21 protein-coding genes and 1 pseudogene are annotated in these 21,443 nt (G+C 35.5%); 13 read left to right on the forward strand and 9 right to left on the reverse strand.

Annotated features, from left to right (window positions below; genetic code table 11):
• The first annotated feature begins 9 nt into the window (after positions 1–9).
• Both T479_RS01345 and T479_RS01350 read left to right on the forward strand, forming a co-directional pair.
• Positions 10–648: an AAA family ATPase gene (locus T479_RS01345; RefSeq protein WP_025218420.1), complete on the forward strand. Its 639-nt coding sequence runs from the start codon at positions 10–12 to the stop codon at positions 646–648.
• 55 nt (positions 649–703) lie between these two features.
• Positions 704–1,108 carry a VOC family protein gene (locus T479_RS01350; protein WP_036204622.1) on the forward strand — a complete coding sequence of 135 codons (405 nt, stop codon included), beginning with the start codon at positions 704–706 and terminating at the stop codon, positions 1,106–1,108.
• A gap of 237 nt (positions 1,109–1,345) precedes the next feature.
• Here the strand turns inward: T479_RS01350 and T479_RS01355 are convergent, their stop codons facing one another.
• The 5 genes from T479_RS01355 to T479_RS01375 form a co-directional block, all read right to left on the reverse strand.
• Positions 1,346–1,801, reverse strand: coding sequence for a hypothetical protein (locus T479_RS01355; protein WP_024360889.1), 456 nt, complete (start codon positions 1,799–1,801; stop codon positions 1,346–1,348).
• A 153-nt stretch (positions 1,802–1,954) separates the two neighbouring features.
• Positions 1,955–2,233 carry a hypothetical protein gene (locus tag T479_RS01360; protein WP_137036933.1) on the reverse strand — a complete coding sequence of 93 codons (279 nt, stop codon included), beginning with the start codon at positions 2,231–2,233 and terminating at the stop codon, positions 1,955–1,957.
• A 165-nt stretch (positions 2,234–2,398) separates the two neighbouring features.
• The gene (locus T479_RS01365) at positions 2,399–2,662 is read right to left on the reverse strand and encodes a hypothetical protein (protein WP_024360891.1); all 264 of its coding nucleotides are present in this window, start codon (positions 2,660–2,662) and stop codon (positions 2,399–2,401) included.
• Between the two features lie 313 nt (positions 2,663–2,975).
• Entirely contained in the window at positions 2,976–3,596 is a 621-nt protein-coding gene (locus T479_RS01370) for a YbhB/YbcL family Raf kinase inhibitor-like protein (RefSeq protein ID WP_025218422.1), read from the reverse strand.
• Positions 3,597–3,687: 91 nt separating this feature from the next.
• A complete protein-coding gene (locus tag T479_RS01375) occupies positions 3,688–3,981 on the reverse strand; it encodes a winged helix-turn-helix transcriptional regulator (protein WP_227665397.1) in 294 nt (97 codons plus the stop codon).
• 929 nt (positions 3,982–4,910) lie between these two features.
• Between T479_RS01375 and T479_RS01385 the strand changes: the two genes are divergently transcribed.
• The 3 genes from T479_RS01385 to T479_RS01395 all read left to right on the forward strand — a co-directional run bounded on the left by T479_RS01385 (position 4,911) and on the right by T479_RS01395 (position 7,487).
• A complete protein-coding gene (locus T479_RS01385; RefSeq protein ID WP_227665398.1) occupies positions 4,911–5,306 on the forward strand; it encodes a DUF5071 domain-containing protein in 396 nt (131 codons plus the stop codon).
• 109 nt (positions 5,307–5,415) lie between these two features.
• Positions 5,416–5,994 (forward strand): TetR/AcrR family transcriptional regulator, encoded by a 579-nt coding sequence (locus T479_RS01390; protein WP_025218425.1) that lies wholly within the window; start codon positions 5,416–5,418, stop codon positions 5,992–5,994.
• Positions 5,995–6,065: 71 nt separating this feature from the next.
• Positions 6,066–7,487 (forward strand): MDR family MFS transporter, encoded by a 1,422-nt coding sequence (locus tag T479_RS01395; RefSeq protein ID WP_025218426.1) that lies wholly within the window; start codon positions 6,066–6,068, stop codon positions 7,485–7,487.
• Between the two features lie 175 nt (positions 7,488–7,662).
• Here the strand turns inward: T479_RS01395 and T479_RS01400 are convergent, their stop codons facing one another.
• A complete protein-coding gene (locus tag T479_RS01400; protein WP_025218427.1) occupies positions 7,663–8,244 on the reverse strand; it encodes a TetR/AcrR family transcriptional regulator in 582 nt (193 codons plus the stop codon).
• Positions 8,245–8,507: 263 nt separating this feature from the next.
• Here T479_RS01400 and T479_RS01405 point away from each other — a divergent pair, with 263 nt between their 5' ends.
• Together T479_RS01405 and T479_RS01410 are read left to right on the forward strand one after the other, a co-directional pair.
• Positions 8,508–9,731, forward strand: coding sequence for an MFS transporter (locus T479_RS01405; RefSeq protein ID WP_025218428.1), 1,224 nt, complete (start codon positions 8,508–8,510; stop codon positions 9,729–9,731).
• Between the two features lie 87 nt (positions 9,732–9,818).
• Positions 9,819–10,880 (forward strand): LLM class flavin-dependent oxidoreductase, encoded by a 1,062-nt coding sequence (locus T479_RS01410; protein WP_025218429.1) that lies wholly within the window; start codon positions 9,819–9,821, stop codon positions 10,878–10,880.
• A gap of 49 nt (positions 10,881–10,929) precedes the next feature.
• Here T479_RS01410 and T479_RS01415 read toward each other — a convergent pair.
• Positions 10,930–11,106: pseudogene (locus T479_RS01415) on the reverse strand (IS3 family transposase); the annotation flags it as partial.
• A gap of 316 nt (positions 11,107–11,422) precedes the next feature.
• Between T479_RS01415 and T479_RS01420 the strand changes: the two are divergent.
• Positions 11,423–11,971 carry a GNAT family N-acetyltransferase gene (locus T479_RS01420; RefSeq protein WP_024360901.1) on the forward strand — a complete coding sequence of 183 codons (549 nt, stop codon included), beginning with the start codon at positions 11,423–11,425 and terminating at the stop codon, positions 11,969–11,971.
• Positions 11,972–12,171: 200 nt separating this feature from the next.
• On the opposite strand, the gene T479_RS01425 is transcribed toward T479_RS01420, so the two are convergent.
• Positions 12,172–13,068 carry a LysR family transcriptional regulator gene (locus tag T479_RS01425; protein WP_025218431.1) on the reverse strand — a complete coding sequence of 299 codons (897 nt, stop codon included), beginning with the start codon at positions 13,066–13,068 and terminating at the stop codon, positions 12,172–12,174.
• Positions 13,069–13,181: 113 nt separating this feature from the next.
• On the opposite strand from T479_RS01425, the gene T479_RS01430 reads away from it, so the two are divergent.
• The 5 genes from T479_RS01430 to T479_RS01450 all read left to right on the forward strand — a co-directional run bounded on the left by T479_RS01430 (position 13,182) and on the right by T479_RS01450 (position 19,814).
• On the forward strand, positions 13,182–14,372 hold the full coding sequence (locus T479_RS01430) for a YbfB/YjiJ family MFS transporter (protein ID WP_025218432.1): 1,191 nt from the start codon (positions 13,182–13,184) through the stop codon (positions 14,370–14,372).
• A gap of 39 nt (positions 14,373–14,411) precedes the next feature.
• Positions 14,412–15,446, forward strand: coding sequence for an NAD(P)H-dependent flavin oxidoreductase (locus T479_RS01435; RefSeq protein ID WP_025218433.1), 1,035 nt, complete (start codon positions 14,412–14,414; stop codon positions 15,444–15,446).
• A gap of 54 nt (positions 15,447–15,500) precedes the next feature.
• Positions 15,501–17,462: an FAD/NAD(P)-binding protein gene (locus tag T479_RS01440; RefSeq protein ID WP_025218434.1), complete on the forward strand. Its 1,962-nt coding sequence runs from the start codon at positions 15,501–15,503 to the stop codon at positions 17,460–17,462.
• Complete coding sequence (locus T479_RS01445) at positions 17,449–18,648, forward strand: MFS transporter (protein ID WP_024360906.1); 1,200 nt, start codon at positions 17,449–17,451, stop codon at positions 18,646–18,648. The genes T479_RS01440 and T479_RS01445 overlap by 14 nt, the downstream gene beginning before the upstream one ends.
• Positions 18,649–18,785: 137 nt before the next feature.
• The gene (locus tag T479_RS01450) at positions 18,786–19,814 is read left to right on the forward strand and encodes a nucleotidyltransferase family protein (protein WP_025218435.1); all 1,029 of its coding nucleotides are present in this window, start codon (positions 18,786–18,788) and stop codon (positions 19,812–19,814) included.
• A 401-nt stretch (positions 19,815–20,215) separates the two neighbouring features.
• Here T479_RS01450 and T479_RS01455 read toward each other — a convergent pair whose 3' ends face one another.
• Entirely contained in the window at positions 20,216–21,403 is a 1,188-nt protein-coding gene (locus T479_RS01455; RefSeq protein ID WP_025218436.1) for a tyrosine-type recombinase/integrase, read from the reverse strand.
• Between the last annotated feature and the right edge of the window lie 40 nt (positions 21,404–21,443).

Consider the following 21,443-nt stretch of genomic DNA (forward strand, 5'->3'; position numbering starts at 1 on the left):
AGTGAAGAATTGCTTTGCCTACAGCAGGTTACAAACGAAATAATGAAACAATATTGCAGTTCGGATCGAGGAGCAAGGCCATTTATTGTTGCCATTGACGGATTAGGTGGGGCAGGAAAAACGACCTTTGTCAAAGAGTTAGTGAGCATGCTAGAAAATGCATGTACGATCCATGTGTTACATATTGACGATTACATTGTAGAAAGCGAAAAACGCTATAATACGGGTTATGAAGAATGGGACGAATATTATTACTTACAATGGGATATAGCGTACATAAAATATTGCTTTTCCAAAATACATAAAGATTATCAGGAGCTAACGCTTCCTTTTTATAATCGGGAAACGAATACTATCATAAATATACAAAGCGTATTTCCACCAAATAGTATTTTATTAATAGAAGGAGTCTTTCTCCAGCGCCATGAGTGGGAACAATTTTATGATTATACGGTTTTTTTAGAATGCTCTTTAGAGATTAGGAAAGAAAGAGTACTAAAGCGTGATTCGTATATAGGCGATGAATTAGCAATAATGAAGAAGTATAAACAGAGATATTGGATGGCAGAACAATATTACTTAGAAAAGGAATCACCATTACAAAAAGCAAATATAATCTGGCAATCGGCTAAAATCTCAGACTATTGACCGTTCTACTCTCAAGTTTTTCCAGTATATAATGGTCCTGAAAGGGGAGATGGCAATGAAAGATTGGACAAAGGAAGTTGTACAAGTTCGTGTTGCAAGACCTACAAATCAATTAGCAGCAATAGAAAGATTTTATTGTGAAGGGGTAGGATTAGAAAAAATAGGTTCTTTTTCAGGCCATCAAGGCTACGATGGCATTATGATTGGCCTGCCAAATGCTAATTATCATTTGGAGTTTACCGAGCATATTGAGGGGAGCCCGTGTCCAGCACCGACAAAAGATAATCTTCTAGTGTTGTATATGCCAAATATTGAAACAATCCAACGAATTGCGCAACGTTTGGCGCAGATGGGGTATCCAGAAGTAGAGCCTGAAAATCTTTATTGGGCTGAAAAAGGTGTAACAATTGAAGATCCGGATGGCTGGCGTATTGTATTAATGAATACAATGGGCATATAAATGAATGTTTTGATTGTCTAGAGGTCTGAAGCGGTTGAGAGGCCAATGAAGCGACGCAATCATTACATAGATTGACGCATAAAAATAGACGCAGGCATACTGCACGCAAGCGAGTACGGGCATAGAAGTACCCTTTGGAGCAATTGCCATAGCGAAAAACAATAACAGAGCAAAAAAGTGTAAGATTGATGGCAGTCAATCTTACACTTTTTCCATTTTGCACTCGCTTCTAAATGCTTAATCTCCTAATGCTTGGTTTTCCCTATATTCAGTAGCAATGGATTCTATATTTAATCGAGAATAGTCGGCCCAATTGACAGTTCTAAAATCTTTTTCATTAAAATAAATGCTTAATACTTCGGTCATTTCTTCATTGCTATTAGCACCTGTTAATGGGGCATACCAAATAATCGAAGGTGTTTTCACGCTTTTTAGTTTCGACATCTCTGCAAATATTTTCCCTGAATCTTTTAGCATTTGGTTTTTTGAACCTTCTCGGACATCTGTATCCTGAATCGAAATAGTAACAATACCTTTCGTTTCTTCTACAGTAAATTTATTTTTAACGGTTGCGCCCACAATATCTTTAACAGATGTCTCTTGATTCACTGCTGCTTCCTTCGGTTCTGCATTCTTTCCACAGGCTGATAACAATAGCGTGAATAGTACTAACATGTAAAGTAGTTTTTTCATGTTCATTCCTCCCTTGTTACTCCATATATGTTCAAATTGCGTATGAATTATACAAAGGGACAGGGAGTTAAAGTATTTTTTCTAACGAATGAAAGAAAATCATCTTCTGTGCATTACTGACTATCGGAAAGTGAGAGGCATGCGTAACATATGTTATCCATTTTTTATAAATTGGACAATAAATAAAACAATAAATAATAAACACATCGCTACGCCCATATACAAACATTTGTAATAAGCTTTAGTGTCCGTTCCTTTGTAATCAAAACCACGATTTAATATGACGAGTCCAAAAAGGACCATGATTAAATTTAAATATAGCGGATCGAATCCAGCAGGAACGACAAGAGCAAACATGAAAATGATTAGTATGACATGTATGTACTTTCTTATAGGATGGATAAATGTAATCTTCTTAAAAAATTTCATCATATCACTCCTTCAAGAAATTTACTGTTTATGAAGTTGCAAATGTTGCTACTAAATAGTTTAATGAGAAACCCTTTATTCTAAAGTAGAAATACTAGTTAAATAAAATAATATCAACTGAAAACAAAAGAATGTTCGTTTCTAGTTGATATTATTCCACAAGGCTATTTATTTGCTTACTACATCTAGGCACCAAGAGAAATTATCCCATGCTGAATACCAACCGTTGAAAATTTCTGATGAATCGTCCCAACGAACTTCAAATTTTCTATGACCTTCGATATCTAGTAAATATAAAGCTAAAGTATCATCTGCTTTAGAGACGGCAATTTTCATCCCATGTTGAAGTTCTTCTTCGGTGAATGGTACATCTGAAACCGAACGAAGCTGTGCTTGTTCAAATACTTGTTTGTTAATAATTCTGTAATTCATAATAAACCTCCAATAAAACTTTCTTGAAATTAACTTTCTATTTTACGTGCCAATAACAGGACTATAAAAGTATATCCTATATTGTTTCAGTAATGAAAACAAAAAAATTATTAGCCAAGCTCTTTTTGTCTAAATTGTTGCTATAGCTGGCTAAAGTTTCAGTGATTTAACGTAGAAAACCAAATCAATTTGTTCTTAAAACAATGTTACTAGGAGCAAAGAAAAAAGTCCAGAGACTCAAAAAATCGAACAGTCCCGGACTTATTTGAAATTAAATTGAGATAATGTTGAGATAAATTAGGATAATAAGTAATTACTTATTTGGGTAAGTACCCTTTAAAGTGTAGTCAGCTAACACATGCCCTTCGATAGCATGATAGAGTTCATTCAGTAAAAATCCATTTTCTAAATCGACGGTCGTATCTAATGCATAGACATGAATCTCGTAAGTATGAGGTTTATCGGGCGGAGCCATCCCCCCGTAAAAGCTAGAGAGTTCTGTACTTTGGCTACCTCCTTGAGGACTTATCCAACTATTTACGCCTTGGACAAAATCAGTCGCTGTTTGACTTTCGTTTTCTTTCAGTTCATCTTTTTGAATATTAGCTGCTGTCCAATGAATCCAAGAGAACCCTTGGCTAATAGGGAAAGCGTCTTTATCTTCTAAAACTAACGCATATGACACAGTTTCTTTTGGTGCATTTTCAAACTTTAATGGTAATGAATAAGTCGGCATGCCATGCTCGTTAAAGGAATCTCCTAGTTGTCCATATTGATCTTGAATAACGCCATCTACTATACCAGTACTTGTTACGACAAATGATTTTTCTTTTGTGGATTCAGTAATATTTTTATTTAGATTACTGCATCCAGCTAGTATACCTATAGCTAACAGTGAAAGGATGGATAGGAATAGTATAAATTTTTTCTTCATGGTTATTACCTCCATATGTTGTTGTTGAGGTCATGATAACATGGAGAAAAAACTATCGTAAATTACCCACTTTTTTGTAAGGGTACTCTATTTAACGACTACCTATTATTTGTTTCTCCTCGAGATATTGAATACCTAATCGCTGCATAATTTCTAATGATTTTAATACTTCTTTTCCTTTTGTACTTAAGCTATATTCCACTCGTAGTGGATATGTGGAAAGGTATTCCTCTTTATCGACTAATTGAAAATCCATTAGTTCTTTTAATTGTTCTAACAGCATTTTTTCAGTGATTCCTTTAATATCCCGTCTTAGTTTAGATGGAGATGTGGGTCCAAGCCGTAATCGCCAAATAATAATACATTTCCATTTTCCTTTGATCATATCTTGTACTAATTCTAACGGACAAGTGTATTCTTCTCTTAATTTGATGATAATCTCCTCCTACTCTATTTTTAGTTTTTTATAACACAAACGTAAAAAACGGACAACTGTAAGCAATTCTTGAACGAACGGTTATCTAAATAAAATGCTATGTGAGCAATATTGCATAAATTAATATATGTAAATAAATGGTATAATAAAAAGGCGGTGTTATAATTAACAAAACATTTTGTTCTTGAAAAGAAGGGGTGACTTATGTTGAACAAAATAGGATTGCGATTGTATATAACCGGTATAATCATTTACCTTATTTATTAGGGTATTCAACAAATGAAATATTAAAATACCCTTTGTATTTAGGGTGGATTGTCAGCATTTTATTTTTGCCTAAAGTAAGTAGAAAAGAGGGTAGAGAATCACATAATAGAGTCTTAAATAAGAATTATTAAATATATGAAAAAACCAATTTTTGGTGTAAAATTACACTAAATATTGATTTCCTTATTTGTTCAATATAGTGAGGTTTATATAAATGAAAAAATTTATTATTTGTATAATGTCTTTATTTCCAGTTCCATTTTTCTTTTATTTTTATGAATATCATTTTTATCTTAATAGTGAGGACGCGGATTTCTTATTTCCTATATTTATAGTGTGCATAGTCGTTATAGGTCTATTAACGAGAAAAATGAATTTATCTTTGTTTTTTAGTTTAAATATTATGATGCTCGTTATTTCATTAGTATTGGGTCATTTTTTTATATTGGATGATGGCAGTTGGTTTAAACCTTTTGGCAAAAACGGTGCTATGATATTTGTCTCAAGTATCTATATTCTAGGTCAGTTATTTATAAGATTGCTTAGTAAGCAAGGTCCTACTAATGTAGCGTAGTTTTTTAATAGAGTGTTAACCAAGGAAAAACAAGGAGGTGCTGGATTTGGAAGGGTATGAAGATTATCTCCCTTTAAATATATACGATGTTGATAAGGTTGAAAAACTAAAAAAATTAGATAGAAATGTATTAGAACCTTTACTGCCAGACCTCCTAGAATATACGCAAGATATGAACTGGCCTGTTGCTTCTGGCGTGGTGGAGATCCTATTAACTTTCCCTAAGGAAATTGTCTCTCATGTGCAAGCGATATTATCTTCAAATGATGAGAACTGGAAGTGGTTTATTTTGCATTTTTTGGTTATTAAATTACCTGTAGAGTCGCAAGTTCAGTTTAAACAGTATTTAATAAGAGTTGCCCAAACCCCTACGCAAAATGAAATCGCAGAAGAACTTGATGAAATTGCCAAAGAAATTGTAGACATGCTCTAAATTTGGAGTGCTTCTTTGTGAAATTCAGCATTAATCAAATTGACAACATTCAAAAAGACTTATATTATTATGTAGACCGTTCGTTATAATTTTAAGGGAGGTACAGCCTATGTCTAGCAAAAAATCATCTCGCGAAAAAATTTTGGAAGCTGCAACAGAGCTTTTTCATTTGAAAGGATACCATGCTACTGGCTTGAGTCAAATTATTCAAGAGAGTGGGGCCCCTAAAGGCTCTTTATATTATCATTTTCCTAATGGTAAGGAACAATTAGCTGTTGAAGCGATTAACTTATCGGCAACAAGAATTGCAGCAGAAATAGAGCAAAATTTAGCAGCTTATGATGATCCAGCTAAGGCATTTCAATTCCATATAGAAAATATTTCGGGAATTTTTCATGACATCGATCCAATATCTAAATTGAAAAATGTTCCAATGGGATTACTCGCAATGGAAACAGCATTTGTAAATGAGAATTTACGTCAGGCTTGTGAAGAAACCTTTGAAATTTGGGGAAATCTTTACTTTGAGAAATTAAAAGTTAGTGGATATAGTGAGGAGCGTGCTTTCTTAATTAGCAAAACAATAAGTGCATTAATTGAAGGCGGCATTACATTATGTGTAACAAAAAAATCGAGTGAACCTTTAATTCAAATTAACAAAATGATCCCTTTATTGCTTTCAAAGTAAAAAGGGTCTTTCTTTTGTTAATATTATATAGACCGGTCTAATTAATCGTGGAGAAAGAAAGGAAGTATTTTATGGCTTCATCAATGCAAGTTGTGCCAGTACATAAACCTAAAAGCATGGCTTTTGTACTTATGTTTGCGACTTTTATAGGACTGTTTAGTGAGACGGCTTTAAATATGGCACTGACCAATATTATGGCTGATTTTGCAGTGTCAGCTGCAACTGCACAGTGGCTGACTACTGGCTATTTATTAACAATTGGTATTTTAGTACCTGTTTCATCTCTTCTTATTCAATGGTTTTCAACAAAACAGTTAGTTGTGGGTTCATTAATTTTTTCGATTTTGGGGACGATTTTAGCAGCTTTAGCGCCAAACTTTCCGATTTTATTAATAGGTCGTATTATTCAAGCATTTGGAACAGGTATTATTCTACCTTTAATGATGAATGTCATTTTGTTAATTTTTCCAATTCATAAACGAGGAGCGGTTATGGGCTTGATGGGTCTTGTTATTACAACAGCACCAGCGATTGGACCGACACTGGCAGGTTTAATTGTAGACTCGTTGAATTGGTCTTATATTTTTTGGATTAGCCTTGTGTTTTACGCAGCACTAGTGATAGCTGGGTTAAAGCAAATCGATAACGTATCTACGATTACAAAACCAGCGATTGATGTTTTCTCCATTATTTTATCAACACTTGGGTTTGGAGGCTTCATTTACAGTTTAAGTACCGTTTCAGAAAAATCATTTGCTTCAGCCACGGTATATCTACCTTTTATTGTGGGATTAGTGGCAATTATCCTATTTGCTATTCGCCAATTTAAAATGAAGCAGCCTATGATTAATTTGCGGACGTTCAAATATCCGATGTTTACGTTAGGAACATTGCTATTGTTTAGTGGTATGCTGTTAATTTTATCTACCGCTATTTTGCTACCAATGTACTTAAAAGGTTCATTGCTATTCAGTGCTACAGTAGCAGGTCTTATTCTTCTACCGGGTAGTGCAATGAATGCTGTTTTATCACCAGTAGTAGGGAAACTTTTTGATCAATTTGGAGCTAAAAAATTTTTGCCATTGGGCTTTCTGTTAACGTTCAGTGCAAGTTTACTATTTATTTTTACGATTTCCGCACATACACCTGTTTGGCAAATTATTTTGGCAAATACAATCTTCTTTATAGGAATATCAATGATTATTATGCCGGCACAAACAAACGGATTAAATCAGTTGCCACGTGAATTATACGCTGATGGTGCCGCAGTCATGAGCACATTACAACAAATTGCAGGGGGAATAGGAACTGCTTTAGCCATTACATTAATGGTTAGTGGACAAAACAAGCATATGGAACAGTTCCAAAATGCCTCGTTATTAGAGTTAATTGCAGAAGGAACAAAATATGCTTTCTTCTTTATAGCAGCTATTGCTCTTACTGGATTAGTATTATCGTGTTTTGTTAATGGAAAGCGTGTAGAAAAAAATTAAGTTTTGATGAATTAAATATGTCGTAATTCGCCTGTTTGATGTAACGTAAAAATCCATGTAGACTTTTGTGGGACAAGGGCAGCTATCAGGGGATAGCGCCTTTGTGGCCATAGAAAGAAAAGAATTTAATCTCAGTTACAACGTTCTAATTTTCAAAGTTATATATTGTATCTTTTTACTTAAGTAATGTAAGAGTTGTGGCGATAGCATTGTCAATAAAAGAACGTTGAGGGCGAGATTTCATCATAACCGTTATACCAATTAATGAGACAATAAGTGCTTGTGCTAAAGATTTTGCGTTTGTGTTGGCTTCTAGCTCCCCAGATTGTATTCCTCGTTCAATCGTCTCCTGAAAGATGACAGTTAGATACATTTGATGTTCTCTGGTTAAGATTTCAAAACGCTCATCATGTGGCGCTAGTTCAACCATTGTATTAATACAAAAACAACCTTTACTAAGCTCTTCTGCGTATTCGTCATTAATGATATCAGTAAAAAAAATAGTAAATGCCTCTTTTACAGAGGAGTGGCTTTGAAGAGTAGTCCGAATATCGGATGCCCTAGTCATTGTATATTTGCGAAGTGCTGCTTCAAATAATTCTTTCTTATCACCAAAAGTTGAATAAATACTAGGACGTTGAATCCCCATTCTAGAAGTAAGATCACTTAATGAGGTAGCCTCATATCCTTTCTCCCAAAATAACTGCATAGCTGCATCTAAAACTTGATCCTCATCAAATTCACGGGTTCTTGCCATTAAAAATACTCCTCTTCAAATTTTGATTATTTATGATTTAAATACTGCAATGATAATTCTTTTTCAATACCAATCAGTATGTAATTATTATATGATTACCTGCTTTATTAGTCAAACCACATCCTTTTATTTCATGCAAAACTTTATTTTGTAAAACAAAGTTATTGACATTGGAAAAGTGTTTAAGCTATATTTACCAATAAATTATATCGTACCGTTCGGTATGTTATATTTGTAAACTTATTGTGATTGGAGGGATAGGTGTGTTCAAAACAGAGACAAATATGGAGGATCCATCAAATCCTCATTGCCAACAACAATCATCTATGTCTCGCATTATGGCATTGTTGTTTGCAACTGCCTGTGGAATTTCTGTTGCCAATATTTATTTTGCTCAGCCATTACTCGATCAATTATCGAATGACTTTGGTATTGACGATTCCTTCATTGGTTTAGTGATTACTATTACACAGATTTTTTATGGAATCGGTTTACTATTACTCGTTCCGCTTGGAGATTTGTTAAATCAACGACGTCTTATTGTTGGCCAGATGCTATTATCCACAATAGCGCTGATTATAGTAGGGACTGCCTTTTCGAGTGCAATACTTTTTGTAGGTATGGCGTTGGTAGGTCTTCTTGCAGTTGTTACACAAACGCTCGTGGCGTTTGCGGCGAACATTGCTTCTCCTACAGAACGAGGGCGTATCGTGGGTATTGTAACAAGTGGAATAGTGATTGGCATACTGCTCGCACGGACTTTTGCCGGTATTCTAACAGATTTGGCGGGTTGGCGTTCGGTATTTATTGTCTCTGCAACCATCATGCTTTTGTTAGCTAGTTTATTTTTTAAAGTGTTGCCTAATGTAGAGCGTGAAGTAAAATCAATAACCTATTCTCAGTTGATTAGATCAACATTCACATTGTTTAGCCAAGAAAGAACATTACGTGTTCGTTCCGTGTTAGCTATGTTGATTTTTGCGGATTTCAGTATTTTATGGACTTCGCTAGTGTTGCCACTTAGTACACCGCCTATTGCTCTATCTCATAGCGCAATAGGAGCATTCGGTCTAGTTGGTGTTGCGGGAGCATTAGCTGCGGCAAGTGCGGGAAAACTTGCCGATCGAGGTTATGGACAACGAACGACTGGTATTGCATTAACATTATTGTTAATTGCGTGGTTGTTTATTAGTTATTTACAACAATCATTCTTTGCATTAGTGGTTGGCATTGTGCTACTGGATTTAGCCGTACAGGCAATACATGTCACGAATCAAACGATGATTCTTCCATTGCGTAGGGAAGCACAGAGTCGACTTACTGCTGGATATATGATTTTTTATTCTATTGGTAGTGCAGCTGGATCAATTGCTTCGACTCAAATATACGCACATTTTGGCTGGGAAGGGGTTTCTTCACTTGGTGCCTCTGTCAGCGCTGTTGCTCTGCTTTTTTGGTTTATTAGTAGTCGAGTAAAGATTGGATAGCTGTAAGATAGCTACTAGAAACAGAGTACTACTATAAAGGTACTGACTACTTTTACTTTCAATTTAATTAGATTAGGAGAGATTTTAATGGAAATTGGTATTACATCTTTTGTAGAAACGAAGCCAGATGTTTATAGTGGTGAAGTGATTAGTCATGCACAACGATTACGTGAAGTGGTCGAAGAGATTATTCTTGCGGATCAAGTAGGGCTGGATGTATTTGGCGTTGGTGAACATCATAGGAAGGATTATGCTGCCTCTTCTCCAGCGATGGTTCTCTCGGCAGCGGCACCGCAAACAAAAAATATACGACTTACAAGTGCCGTAACTGTGCTTTCTTCAGCAGATCCCGTACGCGTTTTCCAAGATTTTTCCACACTTGACGGCATTTCAAATGGACGTGCAGAAATAATGGCGGGGAGAGGTTCTTTTATTGAGTCATTTCCGCTGTTTGGCTATAATTTGAACGATTATGATGAATTGTATGAAGAACATTTGGACTTGCTGCTCAAAATTCGTCAATCGGAAAAAGTAATTTGGCAGGGCAGACATCGACCTGCAATAAATAATTTAGGTGTGTATCCAAGACCAGTTCAAAATTCTATACCTATATGGGTAGGTAGTGGTGGAAATCAAGATTCTGCCATCCGTGCAGGCCTACTAGGGTTGCCACTTATGCTAGCAATTATTGGTGGAAGCCCTATGCAATTTGCACCGATTGTACAGTTATATAAGAAAGCAGCAGCAAGTGCCGGACATGATGTATCTAAACTTCAGGTAGGTTCTCACTCGATAGGTTTTATAGGGGAAAACAGAGAATTGGCAGCAGATACATTTTTCCCATCTACGCAAGCTGGTATGAATAAGCTTGGTAAAGAGCGAGGTTGGGCTTATTATGACCGTTCAAGCTTTGATGCTGCAAGGAGTTTTGAAGGAGCATTGTATGTTGGTGATCCAGATACAGTCGCTGAAAAAATCATTCATTTGCGTAAGCATGTAGGGATTACACGTTTTATGATGTATGTGCCGTTAAGTACAATGCCACATCATCAAGTAATGCGTGCCATCGAATTGCTCGGGACAGAGGTTGCCCCCCGTGTTCGAGAGGAAATTGCTAAATGGGAAGCTAACGAGGAACAGAATATATAATATTTTATTAAAGAATACGACCATTGATTTTAGAAATTGCCGATACCTCTACAGGTTGTTTCAAACGATTGATTTCGCCATTTTTATACCAACGCATCCATGTTTCCACCTGTGTTTTATGACGTATATTTAATTCCAATAAAATCTGTTTGATAGGTACATCTGCTAATCGCATCTCAATCGCTTTCATTTTTACATCATATGGATAACTCACTCTTGTTCCCATAGAAAAAACACCTCCTAATTGAAGTTTGGGTATCTATACCCGATTTCAATCGAAGATGCTTTTTTTATTTGTCTATATCTATTGGGGTCAGTTCCATTTTATATATGAGGTTTTTAAACAACACCCTAATCGTTAAATATTAGGGTGCTGTTATTTTTTATGTTAACTACAGAGAACTTCTATCTTATGTTGCCTATCGTTTAGTAGTTGGGAAAATTTTAAAAGGGCCATACAGCCGCTAATTAAGGAGGATATATTTCCATTATGTAGAATATGCTATTGAATAGTGGGGAATATTTTTAGACGAGGTGTTCAATTGCATAAGATAAGAACGGAAACAGAAAGATTAGTTATTCGATTTATAGAAGAGGATGATTATTCTTCTTGGCTTACTGAATATGAAAATCGTTTACCTTCTCAGCATAAATACGATGACGGGAAAATAGACATGGGTATTTGTACAAAAGAATGGTTTAGTGAGTTAGTCACTCAACATTATCAGATGGCTGTGGATGACAATGTTTATGTATTTAGTGTGTTTAGAAAAGAGGATAATGCACATATTGGTGTTATCGATTTTTCAACAATTATGAGGAGAGAATTTCAATGGGCTAGATTCGGGTATACCATCCATAACCACTTTTGGAGAAGGGGCTATGGTAAAGAGGCTGTAAAGGCAGCGATTGAGCTAGCGTTTGAGAAATTAAATTATCATCGAATCGAAGCGCATATAAACCTTGATAATAATGCATCAATAAAGTTGGCAGAAAGTGTTGGAATGGTTTATGAATGCACGAGAAAAGGCTTTATCTATGAGGACGATGAATGGACTGATCATCTCGTCTACTATATCAATGCAAAGTAGTGCCTACGCTTGTACACATGTATTAAAAAAGCATCTTAGCCAAATTGGTTAAGATGCTTTATAAATGTAAGAGGGGATAAAAGACGCATAAGCCGTTACTATTTTTATGCTTAGCTTCATTGGAAATATCCATATACATAAGGCACAGCACTGTAAATTAACGCTATTATTTTTTAGTTATTTAAAACTGACTATTCTGATTATTGAACAGAAATAGGATGTTGATAAGCGTTTCTCTCCTCACAAAACATATCCATAAATTTAATTAAAGATGTAGGTATAAATGTGTCCTTTCTATAGATGAATATTGTTTCAACTTTTCCATAAGGATTTGGGATTGAATGATGTCTAATTGTCCCAGCTTGTAAATGCATTTCTATAACAGAATAGGGGAGCATACTTATGCCTAACCCTGCAGAGACACAGCCAAGAATTGCTTCAAGTGTACCAAATTCCATTATTTTATTTGGTGTAATTCCTTCATCATGCAACCATTGTTCGAGTTTTGCCCGATAAGTGCAGCCACTTCGAAACACTAGTAGCGTCCTTGTTTGGATATCTTTAATAGATGACAAAGGAGGATGAACAGTATCTGTAATTAGTACCAAGTCCTCTTCGATAACAGTCTTTTGAGTTAGTTCTGGGTGGTCAATAGGACCAGCAACGAATGCCCCATCTAGTTCATGATGCAAAACCCCTTGAATATTTTGTTGAGTTGGCCCTGTTTTTAAATTCAAGTCTACATTTGGATATTCGTGGTGATATTTCGATAGTAAGGATGGTAAGCGAACAGCAGCAGTTGTTTCCATAGAGCCTATAGATAATGGGCCTTGTGGAATTTGATTATCTTGCATCACCTTGACTGTTTCTTCTATTAAATTAAAGATATTTTCAGCGTATGTTAATAAGACCTTCCCTTTGGAAGTTAAGGTAGTGCCACGGTTATTCCGATAAAATAGTGTGGTTTGAAGATCGTTTTCTAATTGTTGAATTTTAGTAGTGATATTGGATTGTGCGTAATTAAGATCACGAGCGGCTTGCGAAATACTCCCTTTTTCGGCAACAGATTTAAAAATATTCAAAGCATGTAAGTCCATAAGTAAACCCTCCATTTAGCTATATAAATAAAAGATGGTAACTATCACTTACCTGAATTATACTATAATTCAAAAAAAAGTTATGATATTTATATAATGATTTTACAAGGGGTGTGATTTTATTTAAACATTCTTCTATTTTTTTATTAGGCGGTATTTTATCTTTAATCGTTGCTATGGGAATTGGCAGGTTTGCATATACGCCAATTCTTCCACTGATGCAAAGTGATCTTTCGTTTTCAAATGCAGTAGGGGGTTATCTTGCTACAAGTAATTATGCAGGCTATTTACTTGGGGCATTTTTAGTAGGAGTTATTCCTGTAAAGCAACATAGAACGTTTATATTAAGGTTGAGTCTGGTTATTAGTATTCTAACAACAGCTAGTATGGGTTTATTTCAATCTTATTTTATTTGGTATGGGTTGCGTTTTATATCCGGTATTTCCAGCGCTATTGTTTTTGTGATGGCCTCTGGCATTGTGCTAGATAAACTAGCTATCAGAAATAAATTGAATTGGTCTGGCATTTTCTATGGTGGAGTAGGGCTGGGCATTTTTTTATCAAGTTTACTGATACCCATATTAAATCGTTTATACAGCTGGGAAGGCGTATGGTTAGGTTTGTCCGGTGTTAGTATGCTACTAGTTTTGATAGTTTGGATTAGCATGAAAGACGAACCACTGTCTTTTGAGAAAACTAGTAAACAAGAAAGTGCTCTATGGGTACCTCCTTTAAAATGGATTCCTTGGCTAATTGTAGCTTATGGATTAGAAGGGTTAGGGTATATTGTGACAGGTACATTTATTGTATCTATCGCGAAAGAAATACCGAGCTTTCATGGTGATGCTACCGTAGTGTGGATGGTGGTTGGATTGGCTGCAATTCCATCTTGTATTATCTGGTCAGAGTTAGCTAAAAAAATTGGATTTGTTAAATCCTTGGTGTTAGCAATGACACTGCAAGCTTTTGGAATAGCGCTACCAGCTTTATGGGTATCTCAAATAGGGGTAGTTTTAAGTGCTCTATTATTTGGGGCCACTTTTATGGGAATCACAACCCTTGCTACAACATTAGCACGCCAAATGAGTCCATTTAATAGTAGTCGGATTATTGGCATTCTTACATCTATCTATGCAGGTGGACAAATGATTGGGCCATCAATTGCTGGAATTATCTCAACTGCCACTCAGAATTATGATGCTGTGTTACTGGGTGCGGCCAGTGTAGTTTTAGTAGGCGCAGGCTTACTTCTAACTGGTATTCGATTTGAGAAGAGTCCTGAGTTTCTAAAAAAACAAATTTAATTTTCGAAAAATTAAATCATCGATGAAAAGGAGAACGGTATGTTAGATAAATTAAAATACCCAATTATACAAGCTCCTATGGCGGGAGGGGTATCGACGCCAGCTCTTGCCGCAGCGGTATCCAATGCAGGAGGATTAGGTTTTCTAGCTGCTGGATACAAAACAACTGAAGATTTAAGAAAAGATATTCAAGAATTTCGTAATTTGTCTTCTAATATTTTTGGTGTAAATTTATTTGTCCCTAACCTAAATGAAATCAATGATAATTGTAATGTGGACGACTATCGAGCGAAGTTAGAAAAAGAAGCATTACTATTAGGAACTACAGTTGGAGATCCAATCGTGGATGATGATGACTGGCATAACAAAATTGACTTAATCAAAGAAGAAAAAATACCTGTTGTAAGTTTTACTTTTGGATGTCCGTCTACTGAAACTATAAAAGAATTAAAGCAAAATGGAAGTTTCGTAATTGTTACCGTTACAAATTTAGAAGAAGCAAAAATAGCAAATGAATCGGGTGCCGATGCATTATGTTTGCAAGGCATTGAGGCGGGAGGACATCGAGCTTCCTTTTCAAATAATATGGAACCTCACGAAGAGTATGGATTACTCGTTTTTATAAGTATCGTGAAAAAGGAAATCGATATTCCTATTATAGCGGCAGGAGGGATTATGGATGGTTGTACGATTACTGCTGTTTTAGGGGCAGGGGCTAGTGCTGCTCAATTAGGTACCGCTTTTCTCCTTTGTCCAGAAAGTGGGACGAATCCAGTATATAGAAAAGCTTTAACGGATTCGGACTATACAACAACTCATATTACACGTGCATTTACGGGCAGGCGTGCAAGAGGGTTAGTAAATTATTTTCTATCCACTTATGACAAGGAAGCACCCGCTGCGTATCCACAAGTTCATTATATGACACAAAAATTAAGAAAAGAGGCTGTTCAGTCAGATAATCCAAAGTACATGTCTTTATGGGCTGGACAGGGCTATAAACTTGCTCAATCTCTTCCAGCGGCAGATTTAATAAAAACATTAATGCTGCAAGTAAACAAAAATCATGTATGACTTTAGCTAATATACAGGGTTGGTCATTATAAATTTATTAGAAGGAGTTTTAAAATGACAAAAGATATTTTTAGAATTGCTTTAGTAGGTTGCGGACCAAGAGGACTTTCTGTGTTAGAAAGACTTCGTACAAATTTTAAAGAAGACTCTTATGCAGGTAAAATTGAAATTTATATGATAGACCCTTTCCTTCCAGGTTCTGGAGAAGTGTGGAGAACAAATCAGTCGAAAACATTATTGATGAACACAGTAGCTTCTCAAATTACTTTGTTTACGGATTTTAGTGTTGAATGTGAAGGTCCTATTATGCAAGGTCCTTGTTTGTATGAATGGGCTAAGTCTTTAACAAAGATCGCGAATGCTAATTTGGAATATAGCGAATTAGTCATGAGAGAGGCAGAAGAATTAAAACCAGATTCCTATCCTACACGTGCCTTTTATGGTCACTACTTGGAATGGGTATTTAAAGAAGTTGTCTTAACTATGCCAAGTAACGTCATGGTATATACTCATCAAACACGAGCTATTGCGATTGATGATGCATATGATGGAAGCCAGATTGTACAGCTTGAAAAGGATAATGTTCATTTAAGAGTGGACGCTGTCGTGTTAGCGCAAGGTCATACACCTGTAAGTTTATCTCCAGAAGAAGAGAAATTAAGAAAAATCGCAGCTGAAAAGGGAATGATTTATATTACCCCGAGTAATCCAGCCGATGTTTCATTAGAGTGCATAAAAGCAGGAGAGCCTGTTATTTTAAAGGGACTCGGTTTGAATTTCTTCGATTACATGTCACTGTTTACACAGGGAAGAGGCGGGCAATTCATACGAACAGGAAACAAATTAGTATACCAAGCTTCAGGGGAAGAGCCTATCATCTATGCAGGTTCTCGAAGAGGTATTCCATATCACGCTCGTGGTGAAAATGAGAAGGGTGCATCAGGCAGACACACACCAATATATATCACTCCAGAGGTGATTAAAAATTTTCATAACCAAACGCTAGACGGACAAGCCGTAGATTTTAAAAATGATGTATGGCCACTTATTGCGAAAGAAATAGAAACGATTTATTACAAGGCAATTATTGAAGAGAAATCAGGTTTGAATGCTGGACAGGAGTTTCAGGCTAAATATAGTCTCTATTCCTATGGAAGTGAACATGAGAGAAGCATTTTAAAGGACTTTGGCATTCCTGATGATTTAATGTGGGATTGGGAAACGCTTGCTAATCCTGTCAAAAATCATTTTTATGATAATCCCGAAGAATTTAATGATTGGTTAATTCATTATCTTTCTTTAGACTTAAAGGAGGCCAAAAGAGGTAATGTGACCAGTCCTTTAAAATCGGCATTAGACGCGTTACGAGATTTACGTAATGAAATTCGTCTTATCGTAGATTACGCAGGTATTAATGGAGATTCGTATAAAATCGAATTAAAGAATTGGTATACGCCGTTAAATGCATTCTTTTCGATTGGTCCACCAGCAATTAGAATTGAACAAATGATTGCTTTGATGGAAGCAGGAATTGTTAACATTATCGGACCGAAACTTAAAGTAGAAGTAGTGGAAGAAGAATCGATATTTTATGCTGTGTCTCCTTTCGTTAACAATAGTGGTATAAAGGCTAAGGCCCTCATTGAAGCACGTCTTCCTGAGACAAATTTAAAGCGAAATGCGGATCCATTAATGTCCTATTTGTTAAAAACAAACCAATGTCAAACTTATAAAATACCTAGTTGCAATGGTTTGATTTATGATACAGGGGGATTAGCTGTAAGTAGACCTCTTAACAAAGTTTTAGACGGTGAGGGCAAAGAGCATGCAAGAAGGTTTGCTTTTGGTGTTCCAACTGAAGGCGTTCACTGGGTCACTGCAGCGGGTATTAGACCTGGAGTTAATTCAGTTACATTATGTGAATCCGATGCAATTGCACGAGAAATTATTAGTCTATTACATGCAGAACACGAAAACAAAGAGAAAGAGATGAGAAAAATTCTTGTTAGAGCATAATAAATCAGAAAGAAAAACATCAAGAAGTGTTTTCACAGCGCTAACCGTAGTTTTTGTTACAATTTTGACTTCAACTCCTGTATTTTTACCAGGTGCAGTAAATGATTTAATAAGGAAGGATACAGGGTTTAGTGTTGGAGCTATAGGCGTAACAATAACATTATATTGGTTAGGATCACTTATGGGAGCCTATATTAGTAGGCAAATAAACAGCCATCATTCCATAGATAAGATAATAGGTATAGCAGTTCTAGTTACTGCATTCAGCCTTTTCTTAACGTTCGTATATCCGGAAATTGGGTTATGGGTAGGTGCTGCTTTTGGGGGAGCTGTCTACGGGTACAGTCAACCATTTACTAATATGCTAATTATCAGACGGTGCCCGGAGAAGATTCAAGGATTTGCGTTTGGGTTGAAACAAGCAGCCATACCTGCAGCAACTTTGTTTTGTAGCCTTTCTGTTCCTTTTTTAGCAGTGCCTATAGGATGGAGAAATCTATTCGGACTTGTTGCTGGACTAACTTTATTCTATGGCATAATCTTACTGATGAATTCAAAAGATGATGAACATGGCAATGCTAAAAAGAAAAATGCAACAAAACTACGCTTAAATAGACATTTAATGTTGTTGGCGATAGCAGGAGGCCTAGGCGCTGCAATTGGAAATAGCTTAGGTGGATTTTTGATTACGTCTCTAACACATGGAGGAATTACATTAGTAAAGGCTAGTATGGTGGCCGCAGTTGCATCGATAACAAATATTCTAGTAAGGGTTTTTGCTGGGTTAGCAATTGACCGTTTTAGAGGGCTTGAAAAAATATTGTTACTATCAATGTTTATCGTTGGATCATTAGGTACAGCAGCATTAACCATGCCTTCACACACTCTACAAGTAGTAGGGGCTATTCTAGCCTATGGTGGTGGCTGGGGCTGGGCTGGATTACTACACTATGTAACAGGAGCTGCTTATCCTGGAAGAGAAGGGCAAGCAACTGCTATTAGTCAAATGGGTGTTTCTCTAGGGGCAGCTGTCGGACCATTAATTTTTGGTTTTGTGTTTACAACTTTAGGTTCCAATGTAGCTTGGTTTCTAATGTCTATTGCTGGAATACTAGCATGTATATCAGTAGTAGAATCGTATCGAGTGAATGCTAAAGAAACGCCTATCCAAGAAAAGTTTAGTTAGTAATGGATTTGTTTCTATTAGTCGTTAAATAAATTGAATAGATGAATGGTTATGGAGAAAGGCACATTTATAGGTGCCTTTTCCTTTTATATTGTCATTGATTCAATTTTATTGGGAAATGGAAGGAGAAAGAGTAATTGGTATATACTGATTGGGAAAATAATCTTATATTATTACTCTCGAAAGAAAGTTTATCGTATGTAGAGGTTGATACTTTAAAACAATTACTTAAAATGCCTTTAGATTGGGTACGAGTAATAGGGCTATTAAAAATGCATCATATTTTCCCAAATGTATCTGTAATTATAAGAAAGTACATAGTGGATGAAACTAACTTTGAATACGGGTATGTAAAATTAAAAACAATGGCTAATTTAGAATATAAATTGCACAAAGAGATCGCCAATGAACAGTTACAACATCAATTACAGTTGATAGAAATATTAAATACAGCAGAAATTCCGTATGCTTTATTAGACGGGCTGCCAAATTGCCAAACGATCTATAAGGACAGTCTTCACAGTCCGTACTACGATAGTAAGGTGTTAGTGAATTATAAAGATAAAGGCAAGGTCGTACAATGTCTACAGTCTATTGGTTACATGCCAAATAACGCTGATGTGAATTTGGACACTGGGGATAGGATACTTGAAAACCTAAAACCGCTTGATTTAGTTAAATCCACCGAGATGAAATTTTTAAGTATATTTAAAATTAGATTGCAATTTTTTCCATATTCATTCGGTGAGCGTAATCTTCAAGAAGATGTAACGGAAGAATTGCTAAAAAATGTACAAATATTAACAATAGATGGGGTTCAATTTAAAGTTTTGTTATGGGAAGATACGTTACTCTCTTTATGTGTAGACGTTTATAAGGATAAAAAATATAACAAGGATGTACCTCTTTTTAAATATACGGATATCTATCGGTTAATTAAGTCACAGGATATAAATTGGGATGTTTTTATTAAAAAAGTTAAGACGCACAATGTGGAGTATTTAGCATTTGAGGTCCTTTACGAGGTTGAGGAATTATATTATCCACTAATACCGCTGTTAACACTAAAAGAGTTGTCTGCGGATAAATTCATTGAAGAAGATGTAGTTGTCAATCAGAATCATAATGACTGGCATGAAGATTTGTTAAGTAAGTTATTAAATTGAGTAGGATTGAAAGACTGAGTGAAGTTCTACGCATTTTTCGATGCATTTTTTTTGCTGTCTTTTAGGTTCGCTAAGTTTTCTTCCCACTTAATAATGGTACAGGAGATTTTTTGCACACGTTAGAAAATAACATAAAAAACTCACCCTCCAATAAAGAAGGGTGAGTCGCTTTGAAGCCTTAAGGCTCTAATGGTAAAGTTAAAAGCCGCGTATGCCGTATTTCTTATAGAAAGTTTTAAACCACCACTCCTCAAAAGTGAAAACGGGCATGTTATTCTATGTTATAAATTATCGCAAATAGCAATAATAAAGCTTTTTTGAATATCAACTTGTTGTATCTTATCCATATTTAATTGGGGTTATCATCAATTTTAACCCCAATTTAACCCCATTAACCCCAACTATTTAATTTTGGTATTGAATAATACTTCTAACTTATCAGCCGCAGCGCGATCAGCAGATTTAAATGCATGTCCATAAGTATTCATAGTGATTGAAATGTCTGAATGACCTAAGCGTTCTGAAATAATTTTAGCATGTACACCTTGAGCAATTAAAAGGCTTGCTGATGTATGGCGCAAGTCATGTAATCGTATATATTTAAATTCATTTGCTTTAAGAAATTTACTCCATCTATTTGTTGGACTAGATGGGTGTAAATGATGTCCTTTTTCATTGCAGAAAACCCACTCATTTTCAAATTCAACCCATTGATCTGCATACTTCAATTTATTTTTAACCCATTGTTTGCGATATGCTTTTAATTCTTCAATCATACTTGTAGGTAATGTAACAATTCGTTTTGAAGTTCTTGTTTTTGTTTTTTTAATATGTGGGCCATTCTTTGTCAAAACAATTGTTTGCTTAATTTCTATTTGATTATTTACAGTATCGACATTTTTCCATTCAAGTCCAAGCAGTTCACCGCGACGTAGACCAGCTGCTAAAGCCAATGTAAACATAATTCTCCAATGTTCAGGTTCATGTTGAACAAGTTTCATTAATTGAGCAATTTCATTTTCATCGTATACTTGCAAATCTGCTTGTTCATATTCTGTATCATTAGGTTTCGGTTTTTCAATACCTTCCATTGGATTGCTTTTTATTACTTTCCATTTTGTTGCATACTTAAATATACTTTGTAGTGTGCGGTATATGTCTTGTTTTGAGTGGAAGGATAATTCGCCATTTTTCCCATCTTTCCGTTTTAAGTTAGAAAGAAGATCAAGGAGAATAAGCTCGTTGATTTTATTAATTTCCATATGTCCTATTATTGGAAGAATGTGATCACTTAGTTTTCGTTGGTGATTTCCATATGTTGTTCCAGCGAGTGTTGAAGCATATTTTTCTTCCCATTGATGTGCGAAATCAGAAAAAAACATCTTTTTTGTTTCAATAAAATTTCCAGAAAGTACTTCATTTTTAAATTTTAAATACTCGCTATCTAGATGTTCTTTAAGTTGCTTTGGCGTATATTTACCTTCCACAATTATTGACTTTCGTTTTTTAGGATATTTTCCTTGAGCATCTTTAGGAAGATATACTGTAAAACGAAAAGAATTATCTCCACGTTTTTCAATATTAGCCATGCCGACCACTCCTTATATTTTTTTGAAAAAATAAGAACAT

Origin of the sequence: Lysinibacillus sphaericus, assembly GCF_000600105.1 — a bacterium.
GTDB classification, from domain to species: domain Bacteria; phylum Bacillota; class Bacilli; order Bacillales_A; family Planococcaceae; genus Lysinibacillus; species Lysinibacillus sphaericus.

What these genes read in the sequence shown, in the direction of transcription:
- T479_RS01350 (WP_036204622.1), top strand. Translation starts at nt 704, where the DNA reads ATGAAAGATTGGACAAAGGAAGTTGTACAAGTTCGTGTTGCAAGACCT.
- T479_RS01355 (WP_024360889.1), bottom strand. Translation starts at nt 1,801, where the DNA reads ATGAAAAAACTACTTTACATGTTAGTACTATTCACGCTATTGTTATCA.
- T479_RS01360 (WP_137036933.1), bottom strand. Translation starts at nt 2,233, where the DNA reads ATGATGAAATTTTTTAAGAAGATTACATTTATCCATCCTATAAGAAAG.
- T479_RS01365 (WP_024360891.1), bottom strand. Translation starts at nt 2,662, where the DNA reads ATGAATTACAGAATTATTAACAAACAAGTATTTGAACAAGCACAGCTT.
- T479_RS01370 (WP_025218422.1), bottom strand. Translation starts at nt 3,596, where the DNA reads ATGAAGAAAAAATTTATACTATTCCTATCCATCCTTTCACTGTTAGCT.
- T479_RS01375 (WP_227665397.1), bottom strand. Translation starts at nt 3,981, where the DNA reads ATGATCAAAGGAAAATGGAAATGTATTATTATTTGGCGATTACGGCTT.
- T479_RS01390 (WP_025218425.1), top strand. Translation starts at nt 5,416, where the DNA reads ATGTCTAGCAAAAAATCATCTCGCGAAAAAATTTTGGAAGCTGCAACA.
- T479_RS01395 (WP_025218426.1), top strand. Translation starts at nt 6,066, where the DNA reads ATGGCTTCATCAATGCAAGTTGTGCCAGTACATAAACCTAAAAGCATG.
- T479_RS01400 (WP_025218427.1), bottom strand. Translation starts at nt 8,244, where the DNA reads ATGGCAAGAACCCGTGAATTTGATGAGGATCAAGTTTTAGATGCAGCT.
- T479_RS01410 (WP_025218429.1), top strand. Translation starts at nt 9,819, where the DNA reads ATGGAAATTGGTATTACATCTTTTGTAGAAACGAAGCCAGATGTTTAT.
- T479_RS01425 (WP_025218431.1), bottom strand. Translation starts at nt 13,068, where the DNA reads ATGGACTTACATGCTTTGAATATTTTTAAATCTGTTGCCGAAAAAGGG.
- T479_RS01435 (WP_025218433.1), top strand. Translation starts at nt 14,412, where the DNA reads ATGTTAGATAAATTAAAATACCCAATTATACAAGCTCCTATGGCGGGA.
- T479_RS01440 (WP_025218434.1), top strand. Translation starts at nt 15,501, where the DNA reads ATGACAAAAGATATTTTTAGAATTGCTTTAGTAGGTTGCGGACCAAGA.
- T479_RS01455 (WP_025218436.1), bottom strand. Translation starts at nt 21,403, where the DNA reads ATGGCTAATATTGAAAAACGTGGAGATAATTCTTTTCGTTTTACAGTA.